This window comes from Pantoea sp. Ae19-2, from assembly GCF_059801205.1.
In genome coordinates this window covers 2,429,717-2,445,845 of sequence record NZ_JBCHWE010000001.1, presented here as the reverse complement: position 1 = coordinate 2,445,845, position 16,129 = coordinate 2,429,717, and the positions used below count along the sequence as shown (strand labels likewise).

At 55.0% G+C, this 16,129-nt stretch carries 14 protein-coding genes; 10 read left to right on the top strand and 4 right to left on the bottom strand.

Features of this window, described 5'->3' with window-relative positions:
- The first annotated feature begins 1 nt into the window (after nt 1).
- Together AAIE03_RS11310 and AAIE03_RS11305 are read left to right on the top strand one after the other, a co-directional pair.
- Nucleotides 2-1,528 (top strand): efflux transporter outer membrane subunit, encoded by a 1,527-nt coding sequence (locus AAIE03_RS11310; RefSeq protein WP_024470911.1) that lies wholly within the window; start codon nt 2-4, stop codon nt 1,526-1,528.
- A gap of 698 nt (nt 1,529-2,226) precedes the next feature.
- Nucleotides 2,227-2,628 carry an H-NS family histone-like protein gene (locus AAIE03_RS11305; RefSeq protein ID WP_014606234.1) on the top strand — a complete coding sequence of 134 codons (402 nt, stop codon included), beginning with the start codon at nt 2,227-2,229 and terminating at the stop codon, nt 2,626-2,628.
- Nucleotides 2,629-2,730: 102 nt separating this feature from the next.
- Here the strand turns inward: AAIE03_RS11305 and AAIE03_RS11300 are convergent, their stop codons facing one another.
- Nucleotides 2,731-2,856: a hypothetical protein gene (locus AAIE03_RS11300; protein ID WP_498563007.1), complete on the bottom strand. Its 126-nt coding sequence runs from the start codon at nt 2,854-2,856 to the stop codon at nt 2,731-2,733.
- Nucleotides 2,857-2,951: 95 nt separating this feature from the next.
- Between AAIE03_RS11300 and AAIE03_RS11295 the strand changes: the two genes are divergently transcribed.
- Nucleotides 2,952-4,544, top strand: coding sequence for an ABC-F family ATPase (locus AAIE03_RS11295; RefSeq protein ID WP_014606233.1), 1,593 nt, complete (start codon nt 2,952-2,954; stop codon nt 4,542-4,544).
- 145 nt (nt 4,545-4,689) lie between these two features.
- On the opposite strand, the gene moeB is transcribed toward AAIE03_RS11295, so the two are convergent.
- Nucleotides 4,690-5,448: a molybdopterin-synthase adenylyltransferase MoeB gene (gene moeB, locus AAIE03_RS11290; protein WP_013025181.1), complete on the bottom strand. Its 759-nt coding sequence runs from the start codon at nt 5,446-5,448 to the stop codon at nt 4,690-4,692.
- Complete coding sequence (gene moeA, locus AAIE03_RS11285) at nt 5,449-6,684, bottom strand: molybdopterin molybdotransferase MoeA (RefSeq protein WP_014606232.1); 1,236 nt, start codon at nt 6,682-6,684, stop codon at nt 5,449-5,451.
- 218 nt (nt 6,685-6,902) lie between these two features.
- Here moeA and AAIE03_RS11280 point away from each other — a divergent pair, with 218 nt between their 5' ends.
- From AAIE03_RS11280 to AAIE03_RS11255, 6 genes are all read left to right on the top strand, one after another.
- On the top strand, nt 6,903-7,862 hold the full coding sequence (locus AAIE03_RS11280; RefSeq protein ID WP_013025183.1) for an isoaspartyl peptidase/L-asparaginase family protein: 960 nt from the start codon (nt 6,903-6,905) through the stop codon (nt 7,860-7,862).
- Entirely contained in the window at nt 7,813-9,735 is a 1,923-nt protein-coding gene (locus tag AAIE03_RS11275; RefSeq protein WP_498563006.1) for a dipeptide ABC transporter ATP-binding protein, read from the top strand. Before AAIE03_RS11280 ends, AAIE03_RS11275 begins: the two co-directional genes overlap by 50 nt.
- A gap of 51 nt (nt 9,736-9,786) precedes the next feature.
- Nucleotides 9,787-11,322 (top strand): glutathione ABC transporter substrate-binding protein GsiB, encoded by a 1,536-nt coding sequence (gsiB, locus tag AAIE03_RS11270; RefSeq protein ID WP_105087683.1) that lies wholly within the window; start codon nt 9,787-9,789, stop codon nt 11,320-11,322.
- Nucleotides 11,323-11,465: 143 nt separating this feature from the next.
- Nucleotides 11,466-12,392, top strand: coding sequence for a glutathione ABC transporter permease GsiC (gene gsiC / locus AAIE03_RS11265; RefSeq protein ID WP_014606229.1), 927 nt, complete (start codon nt 11,466-11,468; stop codon nt 12,390-12,392).
- The gene (gsiD, locus tag AAIE03_RS11260) at nt 12,392-13,297 is read left to right on the top strand and encodes a glutathione ABC transporter permease GsiD (protein WP_013025187.1); all 906 of its coding nucleotides are present in this window, start codon (nt 12,392-12,394) and stop codon (nt 13,295-13,297) included. The genes gsiC and gsiD overlap by 1 nt, the downstream gene beginning before the upstream one ends.
- Nucleotides 13,294-13,743, top strand: a complete 450-nt coding sequence (locus AAIE03_RS11255) for a DUF4385 domain-containing protein (RefSeq protein WP_014593286.1) — start codon at nt 13,294-13,296, stop codon at nt 13,741-13,743. The genes gsiD and AAIE03_RS11255 overlap by 4 nt, the downstream gene beginning before the upstream one ends.
- Here AAIE03_RS11255 and rimO read toward each other — a convergent pair.
- A complete protein-coding gene (rimO, locus tag AAIE03_RS11250; RefSeq protein ID WP_013025189.1) occupies nt 13,740-15,068 on the bottom strand; it encodes a 30S ribosomal protein S12 methylthiotransferase RimO in 1,329 nt (442 codons plus the stop codon). The genes AAIE03_RS11255 and rimO overlap by 4 nt on opposite strands.
- Nucleotides 15,069-15,444: 376 nt before the next feature.
- Between rimO and AAIE03_RS11245 the strand changes: the two genes are divergently transcribed.
- A complete protein-coding gene (locus AAIE03_RS11245; RefSeq protein WP_013025190.1) occupies nt 15,445-16,080 on the top strand; it encodes a carbonic anhydrase in 636 nt (211 codons plus the stop codon).
- The last annotated feature ends 49 nt before the right edge of the window (nt 16,081-16,129 follow it).

The following is a 16,129-nucleotide window of genomic DNA, read 5'->3' as shown; positions in this document are numbered from 1 at the left end:
CATGAAAGTTATGACTACGCATCGCCTGAATCCACTCAACCTGATGCTGTTGTTCGCCCTGACGGGCTGCAGCGTTGGCCCGGACTACCAGGCGCCAAAGCCCCAGCTCCCGGGCAGCTATCACGCTCTGGATTCACAGGAAACCTCAAGGCCGCAAACGTCAGCGGTGGATTCGCGCTGGTGGCGCAATTTCGGGGATCCTCAGCTCGATAGCCTGATTGCGCGCGCCATCGAAGGTAACCTCTCATTACAACAGGCAGTATTGCGCATTGCCGGGGCGCGCGAGCAGTTATCACAGGCGCAGGGCGGGTTGTTTCCCAGCCTTAACGGTTCAGCCAAAGTCACCCGTCAGCAGCTTGGCCTGGAAGGGCTACTGAAAGCCAACGGTGCCGACCAGCTCGACAGTAATGTCGCCAGCCAGCTGAACGGCCTGACACAGCCCGTCACGCTGTATCAGGGCAGTTTCGATGCCAGTTGGGAACTGGATCTATGGGGCAAGGTGCGCCGCCAGATCGAGTCAGCGAATGCCCAACAGCAGGCGGCGATTGAGCAGCGCAACGACGCGCTGGTGTCGCTTGAGGCCGAAGTGGTGCGCGCGTGGTTACAGCTGCGTGGCGCGCAGGCAACGGTAAAAACGTTACAACAACAGATTGCGGTGGCGGATCAGACCTGGCAACTGACGGAAAGCCAACAGCGCAACGGCTTAGCGCCAGTCACGAATGTCGAAAATGCCCGCGCGCAGTTAAGCAGTCTGCAGGCGCAGTTGCCGCAGTATCAGGCACAAACGCGCCAGGCGATGAACGGGCTGGCCGTGCTGTTGGGCAAAACGCCGGGCGCGCTGGATGCCGAGTTAAGCGAGCCGAAAGCACTGCCTGCACTGCCTGCGTTTGTTTCTGTGGGCATTCCTTCCACACTGGCGCGACGTCGTCCGGATATTCGTCAGGCAGAAGCCACACTGCATGCACAGACCGCCGAGATTGGCGTGTCTGTTGCGCAGCTGTTCCCCAGCCTGTCGCTGACCGGTCAGTTGGGCGTGCGTAACACTGACGTCAGCTATCTTGATAACTGGAGCAGTCATTTCTACAGCGTGGGACCGTCGTTATCTATTCCCATCTTCCAGGGGGGAAGGCTGGTTTCCAGCGTCAGGCTGGCGCGGGCGCAACAGGCCAGCGCGGCACTGAACTACCGTCAGACGGTGCTGACTGCCCTGCAGGATGTGGAAAATGCCCTGGTCAGTTACCGTGCCGATCAGCAACGGGTAACGGCACTGGATGAGACGACTGGCGCGCTGCAGCGTACCTTCGATCTGGCCAGTGACAGTTATCGTCAGGGATTATCCACTTTCCTCGAGGTGCTGGATGCACAGCGCCAGCTGGCGCAGGCCCAGGAACAGGCGACCCAGGCGCGCATGCAAAGCGGGCTGGATCTCGTCGCCCTGTATAAAGCCTTAGGGGGCGGCTGGGAGACCTACCAGAACGTGCAGTTGCCGCAGTACGATGTATTTGGTCCCGCCACGCAGGTGAACTAAGCGTTCAGGCCGCGCCCCCTGTTAAAAGGGCGCGGCCTGACAATCCGCTCTACTGATACCCGTGATTTATTATTTATGCGTTTTATCGTCAAATAAAAATCATCAAACGCCTCATGTTACTCTGTCGAAATCGCCGCCCAACGACGCTCCGCTATTTATCTTTTACGCCCGACGTTAAGAGAAGGAATCACGTCCTCGCCGAAGTAGCACTCACCGGGTCTGTAAACGCGCGCGTATTTTTTTACGTCAGAGAAACGCAGGAACGCGCGATACAAACGCCGGAATGATAAAAAAGCATCCCGATATTGTCCCGGGTAACCGGATAACTTTGCCGTTATATGCAGGTTAATTTTGTGAGCGGCAGAGCGGCCGTGGTGAGAAAAACAGACGGGAAGGCAGCGAATTTAATGCAAATTCTTTAAAGACGATAAAATAATCGACCGGAACGTTATAAAGTTTTGGGGTGGATTCATGCAGCGTGCGTAATCAATGAAATCGTTTACATTGTGCAAGGATAGCAGGCGTTTAGTGTTAATTCGTGGTTAATAATCTCTCCACATAAGGATTCTGAATACTTCACGGCCATTTAAAAAAACACTCGGAATTATCTGTAGTAATAAATTAATTTATTTTTTTATTTGAATTAGGTAGTCTTGTCGCTACAGTTTAATTAAACCCCCTTAATCAAGGATATTGTGATGAGTGACGCATTTAAAGTTCTAAACAACATTCGCACATTACGTGCCCAGGCTCGTGAACTGCCACTGAGCGATCTGGAAGAGATTCTTGAGAAATTGACCGTCGTTGTGACTGAACGCCGTGAAGAAGCTCACGCTGAAGAGCAGCAGAATCGTGAAAAAGAAGAGAAGTTATCTAAATATCGCGAAATGTTGCTGGCTGACGGCATCGATCCTAATGAATTATTAGGTGCCCTGGAGCAGGGTAAAAAACGCACTAAGCGTGCGCCGCGTCCGGCTAAATATTCTTACACCGACGAAAACGGCGAGAAAAAATCATGGACCGGCCAGGGCCGCACCCCAGCAGCTATTAAAAAAGCGCTGGATGAAGGTAAAAGCCTGGACAGTTTCCTGATCGATTAATCGACACAATCCTTGTAAGCGGTAGCCGGGTGCATTTATGTTCCCGGCTTTTTTTATTTAAAAAACCCTGCGTGCCGTTTCCCTGTTTACGATCTCCACACGTTAATTAATCTCGTCGTGCGTGACGGCAACGTCTGTGGCATGCGTGGCAACCCGATGCGACCTGCGCGCCAGCTGCAGTAAACCGTGCAGGACGATAATTAAAAGTTGCGCGTTTTCAAGGGACACTCAGGCAATCCTTGCCGGAGACTGGCGTGCGCTACGTCACATCTGGCATAATAGCCGCCGTTTTTCCATCCACTCTCTTCACTAAGGTCAACGCCGTGTTAGTTAGCAGCAATATCACCATGCAGTTTGGCAGCAAGCCACTGTTCGAAAATATCTCCGTAAAATTTGGCGGCGGTAATCGTTACGGTTTAATCGGTGCGAACGGCAGCGGAAAATCCACCTTCATGAAGATTTTGGGTGGCGATTTGGTGCCATCAGGCGGCAATGTCTCTTACGATCCTAATGAACGTATTGGTAAATTACGTCAGGATCAGTTCGCCTTCGAAGAATATAGCGTGTTAGATACGGTCATCATGGGGCACCATGAATTATGGGAAGTGAAGCAGGAACGTGACCGTATTTATTCCTTACCTGAAATGACAGAAGAGGAAGGCTACAAAGTGGCCGACCTTGAAGTGCTGTATGGTGAAATGGATGGCTACAGCGCTGAACCGCGCGCCGGTGAATTATTACTGGGCGTCGGTATTCCGGTAGAGCAGCATTATGGCCCAATGAGCGAAATTGCCCCGGGTTTTAAATTACGTGTTCTCCTGGCTCAGGCATTGTTTTCCAACCCGGATATTTTGCTGCTGGACGAACCGACTAACAACCTGGATATCGATACTATTCGCTGGCTGGAGCAGGTCCTCAACGAACGCGACAGCACCATGATTATCATTTCGCACGACCGTCACTTCCTCAATATGGTCTGTACCCACATGGCTGATTTGGACTACGGCGAACTGCGTGTTTATTCTGGTAATTATGATGAATATATGACCGCTGCCACCCAGGCGCGTGAGCGACTGTTATCAGATAACGCCAAGAAAAAAGCACAAATTGCCGATCTGCAATCCTTTGTCAGCCGTTTTAGTGCTAATGCCTCTAAATCACGTCAGGCGACATCGCGTGCGAAACAGATGGACAAAATAAAGCTGGAAGAGGTAAAAGCCTCCAGTCGTCAGAACCCGTATATTCGATTTGAACAGGATAAGAAACTGTTCCGTAATGCACTGGAAGTCGAAGCGTTGACGAAAGGGTTTGATAACGGTCCGCTGTTTAAAAATTTAAATCTGTTGCTGGAAGTGGGCGAAAAACTGGCGATCCTCGGCGCTAACGGTATTGGTAAATCCACGCTGTTAAAAACGCTTGTCGGTGAACTGACGCCGGAAAGCGGCAGCGTTAAATGGTCTGAAAACGCGAAGATTGGTTATTATGCCCAGGATCATGCAGACGATTTTGCTAACGACCTGACGGTATTTGACTGGATGAGCCAGTGGAAACAGCAGGGCGATGATGAACAGGCCGTGCGTGGGATTCTTGGCCGCCTCCTGTTTTCACAGGACGATATTAAAAAACCGGCTAAGGTGCTGTCGGGTGGGGAAAAAGGTCGGATGCTGTTTGGCAAGCTGATGATGGAAAAGCCCAACATCCTGATTATGGATGAGCCGACAAACCACCTTGATATGGAATCCATTGAGTCATTAAACATGGCGCTGGAAATGTATGAAGGTACGCTGATTTTTGTATCTCATGACCGTGAGTTCGTCAGTTCACTGGCGACGCGAGTGATGGAAATCAAAGCCGATCGCATTGTGGACTTCACCGGTAATTACGAAGATTACCTGCGCAGCCAGGGCATCGTCTAACAAGAACGGGGTAGCGATGGCTACCCCGTTATCGTTTGGGTCTGTGCGTCAGGGTGGATTGCCTGCGACGATCCGGCTTAAAATCCTTTCGTTACCTGACCTGCAGCCCCCTCCGCTTTACGCATGAACCCTATCAATTAACGGCTCAGTCATGATGACCGCAGACTTCACAATGGGGATCCTGCGCGACCTTCAGGGTACGAAACTCCGCGCTCAGCGCATCGTACATCAGCAAACGTGAGCGCGCCGGTGAGCCGAAGTGCGTCAGCAGCTTCAGGGTTTCCATCGCCTGCATGGCGCCGACGACGCCCACCAGCGGCGCCATTACGCCGGCCTCCACACAGCTCAGAACCTGGGCGCCAAACAACCGGCTGATGCAGCGATAACAGGGCGTATCGGGTTGCCAGTCAAATACGCTGAGCTGGCCTTCCATACGAATCGCCGCGCCTGAAACCAGCGGCACTTTCAACTGGTAGCATAACCGGTTAATTTGCTCGCGCACCGCCACATTGTCCGTGCAGTCCACCACCACCTGCTGCCGGGCAATCAGGGCGTTGAGCGCCTCATCGTCCAGTTGACCCTGCACAGCCTGTAACTGGCAGTGAGGATTAATGGCGGCCAGCGTTTCCCGGGCGGATTCCACCTTGGCGCGGCCAATATCGGCATCGTAATGCAAAATCTGTCGCTGCAGATTAGAAAGTGAGACCGTATCAAAGTCCACTAGCGTAAGATTGCCTACGCCCGCTGCCGCCAGATAGGGCGAGGCCGCACAGCCTAAACCGCCCAGCCCGACAATCAGCACATGACTGGCTTTTAATCGTTCCTGACCGTCAAAGTCAAAACCACGCAATACAATCTGTCGGTTGTAGCGCAGCATCTCTTCGTGGCTCAGTTCGGGCAGCATTTACCCCTCCAGCAGCGTATTAAAGGGTTCGACATCCACCCATTCACCTGCTTCAACAGGGCCGCGATCGCGTTCCAGCACAATAAAGCAGTTGGCCTGAGAAAAAGAGCTGTAGACATGGGATCCCTGCGCGCCGGTGCTGACAACCTCTGGTTCACCCTGGCTGTTTTGCCGCAGAACGCCACGCTGGAAATCCAGCCGGCCAGGCGATTTTTTCAACGCGGTTGCCGTGCGTACGCGCTGGCGGGGCGGCAGCGCGGCAGCCGTTTGTCCCGTCAGGGTGGACAGCAGCGGCTGCACCAGTTGATAGAAGGTCACTACGGCAGAAACCGGATTTCCGGGTAAGCCGCAGAACCAGCTGTTCGCCAGACGACCAAAAGCAAAAGGTTTACCGGGTTTCATCGCCAGCTTCCAGAAGCGAATCACGCCGAGTTCTTCCAGCATCGTTTTGGTGAAATCGGCTTCGCCCACCGAAACGCCGCCGGTACTGATGACCACATCAGCCTGGCGATCGGCTTCGGTAAAGGCCGCACGCAGTGCAGCAGGATCGTCTTTGATAATGCCCAGATCGATAACCTCGCATCCCAGCTTGTGCAGCATCAGCGAAATCGCAAAACGGTTGGTGTCATAGATTTGCCCCGCCGCTAACGGCTGGCCCACAGGCTGAAGTTCGTCGCCGGTGGAAAAAATCGCGACGCGCAGTTTACGCAGCACCCGCACGGTCGCGATCCCGAGCGAGGCCAGTAAGGGCAGTTCGGCAGCACCCAGACGCACGCCCGCCGCCAGCACCTGATGGCCGGCCCGAATATCGTCACCCGTCAGCCGGATATTTTGTCCGGCGTTGACCGGGGCGGTGATAATCACCTTCTCATCCTGCAGACGGGTTTCCTCCTGCATAACGACCGCGTCACAACCGGCAGGTACAGGGGCACCCGTCATTATTCTGATCACGCTACCCGCGGGCCATTCACCGCTAAACGGGGCCCCGGCAAAGGCTTTACCTGCAACCGGCAGAGGCTGGTTACTCTCAATATCAGCCAGCCTGACGGCGTAACCATCCATCGCCGAGTTGTTGAAAGGGGGAACATCGATCGGTGACGTGACCGCGCAGGCAGTAATGCGCCCGGCCGCGTCTGGCAGGCTCAGCTCAAGCGAGTCTGTGATGGGCGTTAGCGACGCCAGCATCTTTTGTTGCGCGTCCTCAAGGGAAATCAGTCCGGCAGTAAAGCTTTCCATTCTATTCTCAGCTTGTCTGTTGCAAGGGCTGTCTATTATGGTGACTTTTCCCTTCAGAGTCACATCGGCATAAGGCACAACGAAAGGTTATTAGCGCATTGTCAGTTTCCGCTTTACAACCTATAGCGGGCTTTCTATATTCAAAAATGGTCCAAACCGAGTTAAAACCATTCAAAATCAGTGTTTTTCCTTCTGATGCAACCACAGGGTAACGCAGTATGGCTAAAGCAGCGATCGCCATTCATGGCGGTGCGGGGGCAATTACCCGTGCCGCCATGAGCGCAGAAAAAGAGCAGGCATACCGACAGGCGCTTTACGACATTGTGACGCACGGGCAGAGCATGCTGGCTCAGGGGGCTTCTGCGCTGGATACGGTGACTGAGGCGGTGCGCAGGCTTGAGGAGTGCCCGTTATTCAATGCAGGTAAAGGCGCGGTGTTTACGCGGCAGGGCACCCATGAACTGGATGCCTGCATCATGGATGGCCGGACGTTACAGGCCGGCGCAGTGGCGGGCGTATCGCGTATACGCAATCCGGTGCTGGCGGCCCGCGCGCTGTTGGAAAACAGCCCGCACGTGTTGTTGGCGGGCGAGGGCGCTGAAGCGTTTGCCCGGGCACAAGGCCTTGAGCAGGTTGAACCTGATTTCTTTTCTACGCCTGAACGTTGGGAGCAACTGCAGCGCGCGCTCGGCAGCGATACCGCGCTGTTGGACCATGATGGTGCGGCCCAGGGCGGCGATCCCCTTGATCCGGACCGTAAGTTCGGCACGGTGGGGGCGGTTGCGCTGGACAACGACGGCAATCTCGCCGCCGCCACCTCTACCGGCGGGATGACCAATAAACAGGTTGGCCGCATTGGCGACTCGCCCTTACCCGGTGCGGGTTGCTATGCCAGCAACGACAGCGTTGCGGTGTCCTGTACCGGTACCGGAGAAGTGTTTATCCGCACGCTGGCCGCTTACGATGTGGCGGCGCAGATGCGCTACGGTGGACGCACGTTACAACAGGCCAGCGTAAATGTTATTCACGACAGCGTGCTGGAGTTAGGCGGCAGCGGCGGGCTGATTGCGGTTGATCGTGAGGGCAACGTCGCGCTGCCTTTCAACAGCGAAGGCATGTACCGGGCTTATGCCCGCACAGATGAGGCCGCAGAGGTGGCAATTTACCGTGAAAGCTAATCGTGAGGCCCTCCACAACAGCCTGTCTGGCACAACAGTATTGACCGACGAGCAGGTGCTGGCCGTACGCGATCTCAACGTGCGTTTTGAAAACGATGGCGTAGTCACCCAGGCTGTACGCCATCTTTCCCTTGACGTCTACCGGGGTAAAATCCTGGCCCTGGTGGGCGAGTCTGGTTCGGGCAAGTCAGTGACCTCGCTGGCGTTGATGCGCCTGATTGAGCAGGCCGGCGGAGACGTCAGCGGCGAGATCCTGTTGCGCGGTCGTAACGGCGAGGTACGGGATCTGATGCGCATGCCGCGCGGTCAGATGCGGCAGGTGCGCGGGGCCGATATGGCGATGATCTTCCAGGAACCCATGACGTCGCTTAATCCGGTGTTCTCGGTTGGCGAGCAGATTGCCGAATCCATTCGTCTTCATCAGGGCCAATCCCACGCCGGGGCGCTGGCAGAAGCGCGTCGCATGCTCGACAGGGTACGTATTCCCGATGCGCAAAAGATCCTGCGCCGCTTTCCCCACCAGCTCTCGGGCGGCATGCGTCAGCGCGTAATGATTGCCATGGCGCTGTCATGTCAACCTGCGCTGCTGATTGCAGATGAACCCACCACCGCGCTTGACGTGACGATTCAGGCGCAGATTCTGCAACTGATTCGCGAACTGCAAAAAGAGATGCGGATGGGGGTGATTTTTATCACTCACGATATGGGCGTGGTGGCTGAAATGGCTGACCGGGTACAGGTGATGTACCGTGGCGAAGTGGTGGAAAATGCCGAAACGGCTCAGCTGTTCAGTGCGCCCCGCCAGGCTTACACGCGCGACCTACTGGCCGCCGTACCGGCGCTGGGTGCCATGCGGGGCCAGCCGCTGCCCGCCAGGTTCCCGCTGATTGGCAGCGGCGACGAACCGGCAGTACCACAGAATACCGTACGCCACGATCGGCCACCGATTTTACAGGTACGCAATCTGGTCACGCGGTTTGATATCCGCTCAGGGTTATTTAACCGGGTGAAAAGTCGGGTACACGCGGTCGAGAATGTCAGTTTTGATCTCTACGCAGGTGAAACGCTGGCGCTGGTAGGGGAGTCCGGATGCGGAAAATCCACCACCGGACGCTCCCTGCTAAAGCTGGTTGCCAGCCAGGGCGGCAGTATCACCTTTAACGGTCAGCGCATAAACGATCTCTCCGGTCCTGCCCTGGCCCATCTGCGGCGCGATATTCAGTTTATTTTTCAGGATCCCTATGCGTCGCTGGATCCTCGCCTGACCGTCGGCTTCTCTGTTATGGAGCCACTGCTGGTCCACAAGGTGATGCCGCGCCATGAAGCAGAGCAGCGCGTCGCGTGGTTGCTGGAAAAGGTCGGGTTATTGCCGGAGCATGCAAGGCGCTATCCCCATGAGTTCTCCGGCGGCCAGCGGCAGCGTATTTGCATTGCGCGGGCGCTGGCGCTGAACCCGAAAGTGGTGATTGCCGATGAGTCGGTTTCGGCGCTGGATGTGTCTATTCAGGCACAGATTATTAACCTGATGCTGGATTTACAGCGCGAGTTTGGCATCGCATTTTTGTTTATTTCCCATGACATGGCGGTCGTTGAGCGCATCAGCCATCGTGTTGCGGTGATGTATCTTGGACAAATCGTCGAGATGGGGCCGCGTCAGGCGGTGTTTGAACGCCCGCAGCATCCTTACACCAAAAAGCTTATGGCCGCCGTGCCTATTGCCGATCCGTCGCAGCGGCAGCGCGAGCGCAGTTTATTGGTCGATGAGATCCCCAGCCCAATTCGTTCACTGGGCGACGAACCCGAAACGGTTTCGCTGATGGAAGTCGCGCCCGGCCATTTCGTGGCACGTCACGCTAACGCGCGACCTGAATAACTAAGCCGTCGCTACGGCGACAAATCAGACAGGGATAACAAGGAGAAGACAATGCAGATAACGATGCGAAAAGGCTTACTGGCAGCGGGCGTACTCAGCAGTGCAATGGCGTTACCCGCCTGGGCCGCACAGGATGCGGTCATTGCCGTGGCCTCTAATTTCACCACCCTCGATCCCTACGACGCCAACGATACGCTGTCGCAGGCGGTCGCAAAGTCGTTCTATCAGGGGCTGTTCGGCTTTGATAAAGACATGAAACGCATCAACGTGCTGGCGGACAGCTACCAGGTGAGCGAGGATGGTCTGACCTATACGATTAAACTGCACTCCGGCGTGAAGTTTCAGGATGGCACCGACTTTAATGCCGAGGCGGTGAAGGCCAACCTCGACCGTGCCAGTAATCCCGATAATCATCTGAAACGCTATAACCTGTTCAAATATATCGCCAGCACGGAAGCCGTCGATCCTGTGACGGTAAAAATCACGCTCAAACAGCCTTTCTCGGCCTTTATCAACATTCTGGCGCACCCGGCCGCCGCGATGATCTCGCCCGCTGCGTTGAAAAAATATGGTAAGGAGATTGGGTTCCATCCGGTGGGAACCGGGCCGTTTGAATTCGTCACCTGGAACCAGACCGACTTCGTTAAGGTAAAAAAATGGGATGGCTACTGGAAGAAGGGCTATCCAAAACTCGACAGTATTACGTGGCGTCCGGTGGTGGATAACAACACCCGTGCGGCCATGCTGCAAACGGGCGAGGCGAACTTTGCTTTCCCGGTGCCCTACGAGCAGGCCAAACTGCTGGAGAAAAACAGCAAGCTTGACGTGGTGGTCTCGCCCTCGATCATGCAGCGCTATATCAGCCTGAACGTGACACAAAAGCCTTTCGATAATCCAAAGGTGCGTGAGGCGCTGGAATACGCGATTAATCGTCAGGCCCTGGTCAAAGTCGCGTTTGCCGGTTATGCCACACCGGCTACGGGTATTGTGCCGCCATCAATTGAGTACGCTCAAACCTATCCGCCCATTCCCTATGATCCTGCCAAAGCAAAAGCGTTGCTGAAAGAAGCTGGCTATCCGAACGGGTTTGAAACCACGCTCTGGTCCTCTCACAACCACAGTACGGCACAGAAAGTTCTGCAGTTTGTGCAGCAGCAGCTGGCACAGGTGGGCGTTAAGGTGAAGGTTACCGCCATGGATGCGGGACAGCGCGCGGCGGAAGTGGAAGGCAAAGGTCAGAAAGAGAGCGGCGTACGCATGTTTTATACCGGCTGGTCTGCTTCCACCGGGGAAGCTGACTGGGCATTAACGCCGCTGTTTGCCACGACCGCCTGGCCGCCAGCGATCTTTAATACTGCCTTCTACAGCAATCCGAAAGTCGATAAGGATCTGGCCGATGCGTTGAAAACCACCGACAGCAAGCAAAAAGCCGAACTCTACAAAGATGCGCAGGATACGATCTGGAACGATTATCCCTGGATTCCACTGGTGGTGGAGCAGTTGGTTTCAGCCCACAGCAAAAACCTGAGTGGCTTTTATATGATGCCGGATACCTCATTTAGTTTTGACGATGCCGAGCTGAAGTAACCCGGCGGACCCGTTCAGGTTGACGTGAGGGGGCACGGCCCACAGCCAAACCTGAGCGGGCCGTGTAATGCCCGCTTTTGCCGTGTGTGCTGAAGCGGGCGGGCAGGCCAGCCGCGACGGCTGGCGGCTGTGTAGGATCTGACATGTTTAACTATTTTCTGAAACGACTGCTGGGCCTGATTCCCACGCTGTTTATCGTGGCGGTGCTGGTGTTTATGTTTGTGCACTTACTGCCAGGGGATCCCGCACGCCTGATTGCCGGCCAGGAAGCCGATGCCTCCGTCGTCGCGCTGGTACGCCAGGAGTTGGGGCTGGATCAACCGCTGCCACTGCAGTTCTGGCACTTTGTCGTCAATGCCCTACAGGGGGATTTTGGCCAGTCGCTGGTGTCGAGGCGGCCGGTTTCACAGGAAATCGCTACCCGCTTTATGCCAACCTTATGGCTGACCTTAGTTAGTATGGTATGGGCGGTGATCCTGGGAATGGCGATTGGCATTGTTTCTGCGGTGTGGCGCAATCGCTGGCCGGACCGCCTGGGCATGACGCTGGCGGTTTCGGGCATTTCCTTTCCGGCGTTTGCCCTTGGCATGCTGCTGATGCAGGTGTTTTCTGTCCAGCTGGGCTGGCTACCCACGGTGGGAGCCGATAGCTGGCAGCACTACATTTTGCCTTCCGTTACCCTGGGGGCGGCCGTCGCCGCCGTCATGGCGCGTTTTACCCGGGCCTCTTTTGTTGAGGTGATGCAGGAAGATTACATGCGCACCGCGCGCGCGAAAGGCGTGCGTGAATCCGGCGTGGTGATTAAACACGGATTACGGAATGCCATGATTCCGGTAGTGACCATGATGGGCCTGCAGTTTGGTTTCCTGCTGGGCGGGTCGATTGTGGTGGAGGTGGTGTTCAACTGGCCGGGTCTGGGGCGTCTGCTGGTGGATTCAGTGCAGATGCGTGACTATCCGGTCATTCAGGCGGAGGTGCTGCTGTTTTCGCTGGAGTTTATCCTGATTAACCTGTTTGTCGATATGTTATATGCCGTCATTAACCCGGCGATTCGCTTTAAGGACACCTGATGAAAAACTGGCGACGGGAAGCGGCATTAAAAAGTATGCCGCTGTTAAACGGCAACCGGGTGAGAACACCGTGGCGCGAGTTCTGGCGGCGCTTTCGCCATCAGCCCGTGGCGTTGCTGGCCGGTCTCTTCGTGCTGGTGCTGATTGTGTTGGCATTCACGGCACCGGCCATTGCGCCGTTCGACGCTGAAAATTATTTTGACTATGACCGCCTGAATGACGGGCCTTCCCTGATGCACTGGTTTGGCGTGGACTCACTGGGCCGCGATATTTTCAGCCGCGTACTCGTGGGCACCCGAATTTCGCTGATTGCCGGTTTTGTCTCCGTGGCAATAGGCGCGTTTATCGGCACTCTGGCGGGCCTGCTGGCGGGCTACTACGAAGGCTGGTGGGACAGGATAACCATGCGCGTTTGTGACGTACTGTTTGCCTTTCCCGGTATTCTGCTCGCCATTGCCGTGGTGGCCATTATGGGCACCGGTATCAGCAACGTGATTATCGCCGTGGCGATCTTCAGTATTCCGGCGTTTGCCCGTCTGGTGCGCGGCAATACGCTGGTGCTGAAACATCAAACCTATATCGAGTCTGCACGCAGCATCGGGGCATCCGACTGGACGATTATCCTGCGCCACCTGTTGCCAGGGACGGTATCGTCCATTGTGGTGTACTTCACTATGCGCATCGGTACGTCGATTATCACGGCGGCAAGCCTGTCATTTTTGGGACTGGGCGCGCAACCGCCCACGCCGGAGTGGGGTGCCATGCTCAACGAAGCGCGGGCCGATATGGTCATAGCGCCGCATGTGGCGATTTTTCCGGCGCTGGCCATTTTTTTTACGGTTTTAGCCTTTAATTTGCTTGGCGACGGGCTACGTGACGCACTTGATCCTAAACTTAAGACATGAAACCTTTTGATTATGACCAGGACTTCAGCACCATCGATTTTCGCAAGCAGCCTGAGCGTTACCAGGTGGGGCGCGGAGAGCAGGGCGTGCTCATGGTCCAGCCTTATAAGGGCGAGATCTTACCGCACTGGCGTTTTCGTACCGTTGAGGTTGCCAAAGCTTCGGCAGAAGAAATCATGGCGCTGTTCGAAGCCTATCGCCAGCAGGATGATTTTGTCGGCATGGACATGGCACGCAAATTTATCCAGATGGGTTATACCCGCGCGCGTCGCTACAGCAACCACAAGGGCGGACGGAAATACGATGCCCAGGGGAAGGAATTGCCCTGGGGCAGGGACGAAGAAAAGGCCGCTGCGGCGGCCATTTTCAAAGCATACTGGGACAAGCTACGTGCTGATGATGACTACCTGGCGCGCAAAAAAGCGCACCAGCAGAAGTACGGTTAAGCGCGGCTGGCCCACAAATCGTATTCGTCTGCGTGTTCCACCTTCACGCGCAGGACATCACCCGGCTTAACGTTGCTCTCGCCGTTCAGGTAAACGGCGCCGTCGATTTCCGGCGCATCAGCCATGCTACGACCAATCGCACCTTCTTCATCGACCTCATCAATGATGACCATGATCTCGCGTCCCACTTTTTCCTGCAGGCGTTCAGCAGAGATCTGCTGCTGCAACTGCATAAAGCGGTCGTAACGCTCTTGCTTAACAGCTTCATCAACCGGATCGGGCAACTGGTTCGCCGTCGCGCCTTCGACCGGGCTGTACTGGAAACAGCCTACGCGATCCAGACGGGCTTCTTTAATGAAATCCAGCAGCATCTGGAAGTCTTCTTCGGTTTCACCGGGGAAGCCAACGATAAAGGTTGAGCGCAGGGTTAACTCAGGGCAGATTTCACGCCAGCGCTTAATGCGCTCCAGCGTCCGTTCTACTGCGCCAGGACGTTTCATCAGTTTAAGAATGCGTGGGCTGGCATGCTGTAACGGAATATCCAGATACGGCAGAATTTTGCCTTCAGCCATCAGCGGAATAACGTCATCAACGTGGGGATACGGATAGACGTAATGCAGGCGGACCCAGACGCCGAGTTTGGCTAACTGCTCACACAGGCTGACCATGCTGGTTTTTACCGGCGCACCGTTCCAGAAGCCCGTCCGGTGCTTCACGTCCACGCCATAGGCCGAGGTATCCTGTGAAATCACCAGCAACTCTTTCACTCCAGCTTCAACCAGACGTTTCGCTTCATCCAGTACTTCACCAATGGCACGGCTGTCGAGATCGCCACGCATCGAAGGAATAATGCAGAAGGTGCAGCGATGGTTACAGCCTTCAGAAATCTTCAGGTAGGCGTAATGGCGCGGCGTCAGCTTCACGCCCTGTTCCGGCACCAGGCTCAGGAACGGGTTGTGCTGCGGCTTAGGCACGTAGCGATGCACATGCGACAGCACCTGTTCATAGCTGTGTGGACCCGTAATCTCCAGCACCTTCGGATGCACCTCACGAATTTGATCGACTTTGGCGCCCAGACAGCCGGTCACGATGACCTTACCGTTTTCGTTCAGGGCTTCACCGATCGCTTCCAGAGATTCCTGGACGGCGCTGTCGATAAATCCGCAGGTGTTAACAATAACGATTTCAGCATCGTCATAGCGTGGTACCACCTCATAACCCTCGGTGCGCAGTTCCGTCAGGATGCGCTCTGAGTCAACAAGGTTTTTTGGACAGCCGAGCGAGACAAATCCGACGCGCGGCGGCAGTGTATTGGTAGTGGACATAAGGTGGTTTCCGGTTCAGCACAGCAATGGCGCGCGATTTTACCTGTGTTGTGATGAAAATTGTAGCGTTATCTGTAAGGGATTAGTTAAGCGTAAAGTAACGCAAAAACCCGTAAAGGTCTGCACCCATCGCCCGGGGTCGGACGGCAGAACACGAGGGCAACCGAAAGTCAGTAACTCACCGTTGTGTAAAAGAATTTCTAATAAACACCGAATAATCAGGTGGATAAATATTAAACATCTTTAACTTTACGACAGCGATTTTGGTCACATTCTAAGTTGATATTTGCTTGTTTTCATTAATAATGAATCGCTTAACCAGTACTGAAGGCGTCGTTTCTTCAGATCATGACGTGGACAATGTGAGAGCAAAATAATGAAAGAGATCATCAACGGGTTTCTGAGTTTTCAGCAGACAGTCTTTCCCGAAAGAAAGGCGCTTTTTAAAAGTCTGGCATCTAATCAGAATCCAAAAGCGCTGTTTATCTCTTGCTCAGACAGCCGTCTGGTGCCGGAACTCGTTACTCAGCAGGAACCCGGACAGCTGTTCGTCATCCGTAATGCGGGCAACATTGTGCCCTCTTTTGGTCCGGAACCGGGCGGCGTGTCAGCGACAATTGAGTATGCCGTAATGGCGCTGGGGGTTTCTGACATCATTATCTGTGGTCACTCAAACTGTGGCGCGATGAACGCTATCGCCTCCTGTGCCTGTATGGATTCTATGCCAGCCGTCGAGCACTGGCTGCGTTATGCCGATGCGGCAAAAGCGGTGGTTGAGCAGCGTGAATACGATTCGCCTGAGAAGAAGCTCAACGAAATGGTGCAGGAAAACGTGATTGCCCAGCTGAACAACATGAAAACCCACCCGTCAGTCTCGGTCGGGTTACGTCAGGGCAAGCTGCGCCTGCACGGCTGGGTGTACGATATTGAAAGCGGTACGATTCTGGCGCTGACGCCAGGCGGTAAAGAGTTTATCTCACTGGCGGAAAACCCGGATACCTGTTTCGAATAACCGCTTCCGCCCGCTATCTTACTGCGGGCGGTCTCTTCTCTTCACGATC

Coding starts and splice junctions, on each gene's coding strand:
- moeA (WP_014606232.1), bottom strand. CDS start 6,684: ATGGAAAGCTTTACTGCCGGACTGATTTCCCTTGAGGACGCGCAACAA.
- gsiD (WP_013025187.1), top strand. CDS start 12,392: ATGAAAAACTGGCGACGGGAAGCGGCATTAAAAAGTATGCCGCTGTTA.
- moeB (WP_013025181.1), bottom strand. CDS start 5,448: ATGCTGCCCGAACTGAGCCACGAAGAGATGCTGCGCTACAACCGACAG.
- AAIE03_RS11275 (WP_498563006.1), top strand. CDS start 7,813: ATGCCCGCACAGATGAGGCCGCAGAGGTGGCAATTTACCGTGAAAGCT.
- AAIE03_RS11245 (WP_013025190.1), top strand. CDS start 15,445: ATGAAAGAGATCATCAACGGGTTTCTGAGTTTTCAGCAGACAGTCTTT.
- AAIE03_RS11280 (WP_013025183.1), top strand. CDS start 6,903: ATGGCTAAAGCAGCGATCGCCATTCATGGCGGTGCGGGGGCAATTACC.
- AAIE03_RS11305 (WP_014606234.1), top strand. CDS start 2,227: ATGAGTGACGCATTTAAAGTTCTAAACAACATTCGCACATTACGTGCC.
- AAIE03_RS11255 (WP_014593286.1), top strand. CDS start 13,294: ATGAAACCTTTTGATTATGACCAGGACTTCAGCACCATCGATTTTCGC.
- rimO (WP_013025189.1), bottom strand. CDS start 15,068: ATGTCCACTACCAATACACTGCCGCCGCGCGTCGGATTTGTCTCGCTC.
- AAIE03_RS11310 (WP_024470911.1), top strand. CDS start 2: ATGAAAGTTATGACTACGCATCGCCTGAATCCACTCAACCTGATGCTG.
- gsiB (WP_105087683.1), top strand. CDS start 9,787: ATGCAGATAACGATGCGAAAAGGCTTACTGGCAGCGGGCGTACTCAGC.
- gsiC (WP_014606229.1), top strand. CDS start 11,466: ATGTTTAACTATTTTCTGAAACGACTGCTGGGCCTGATTCCCACGCTG.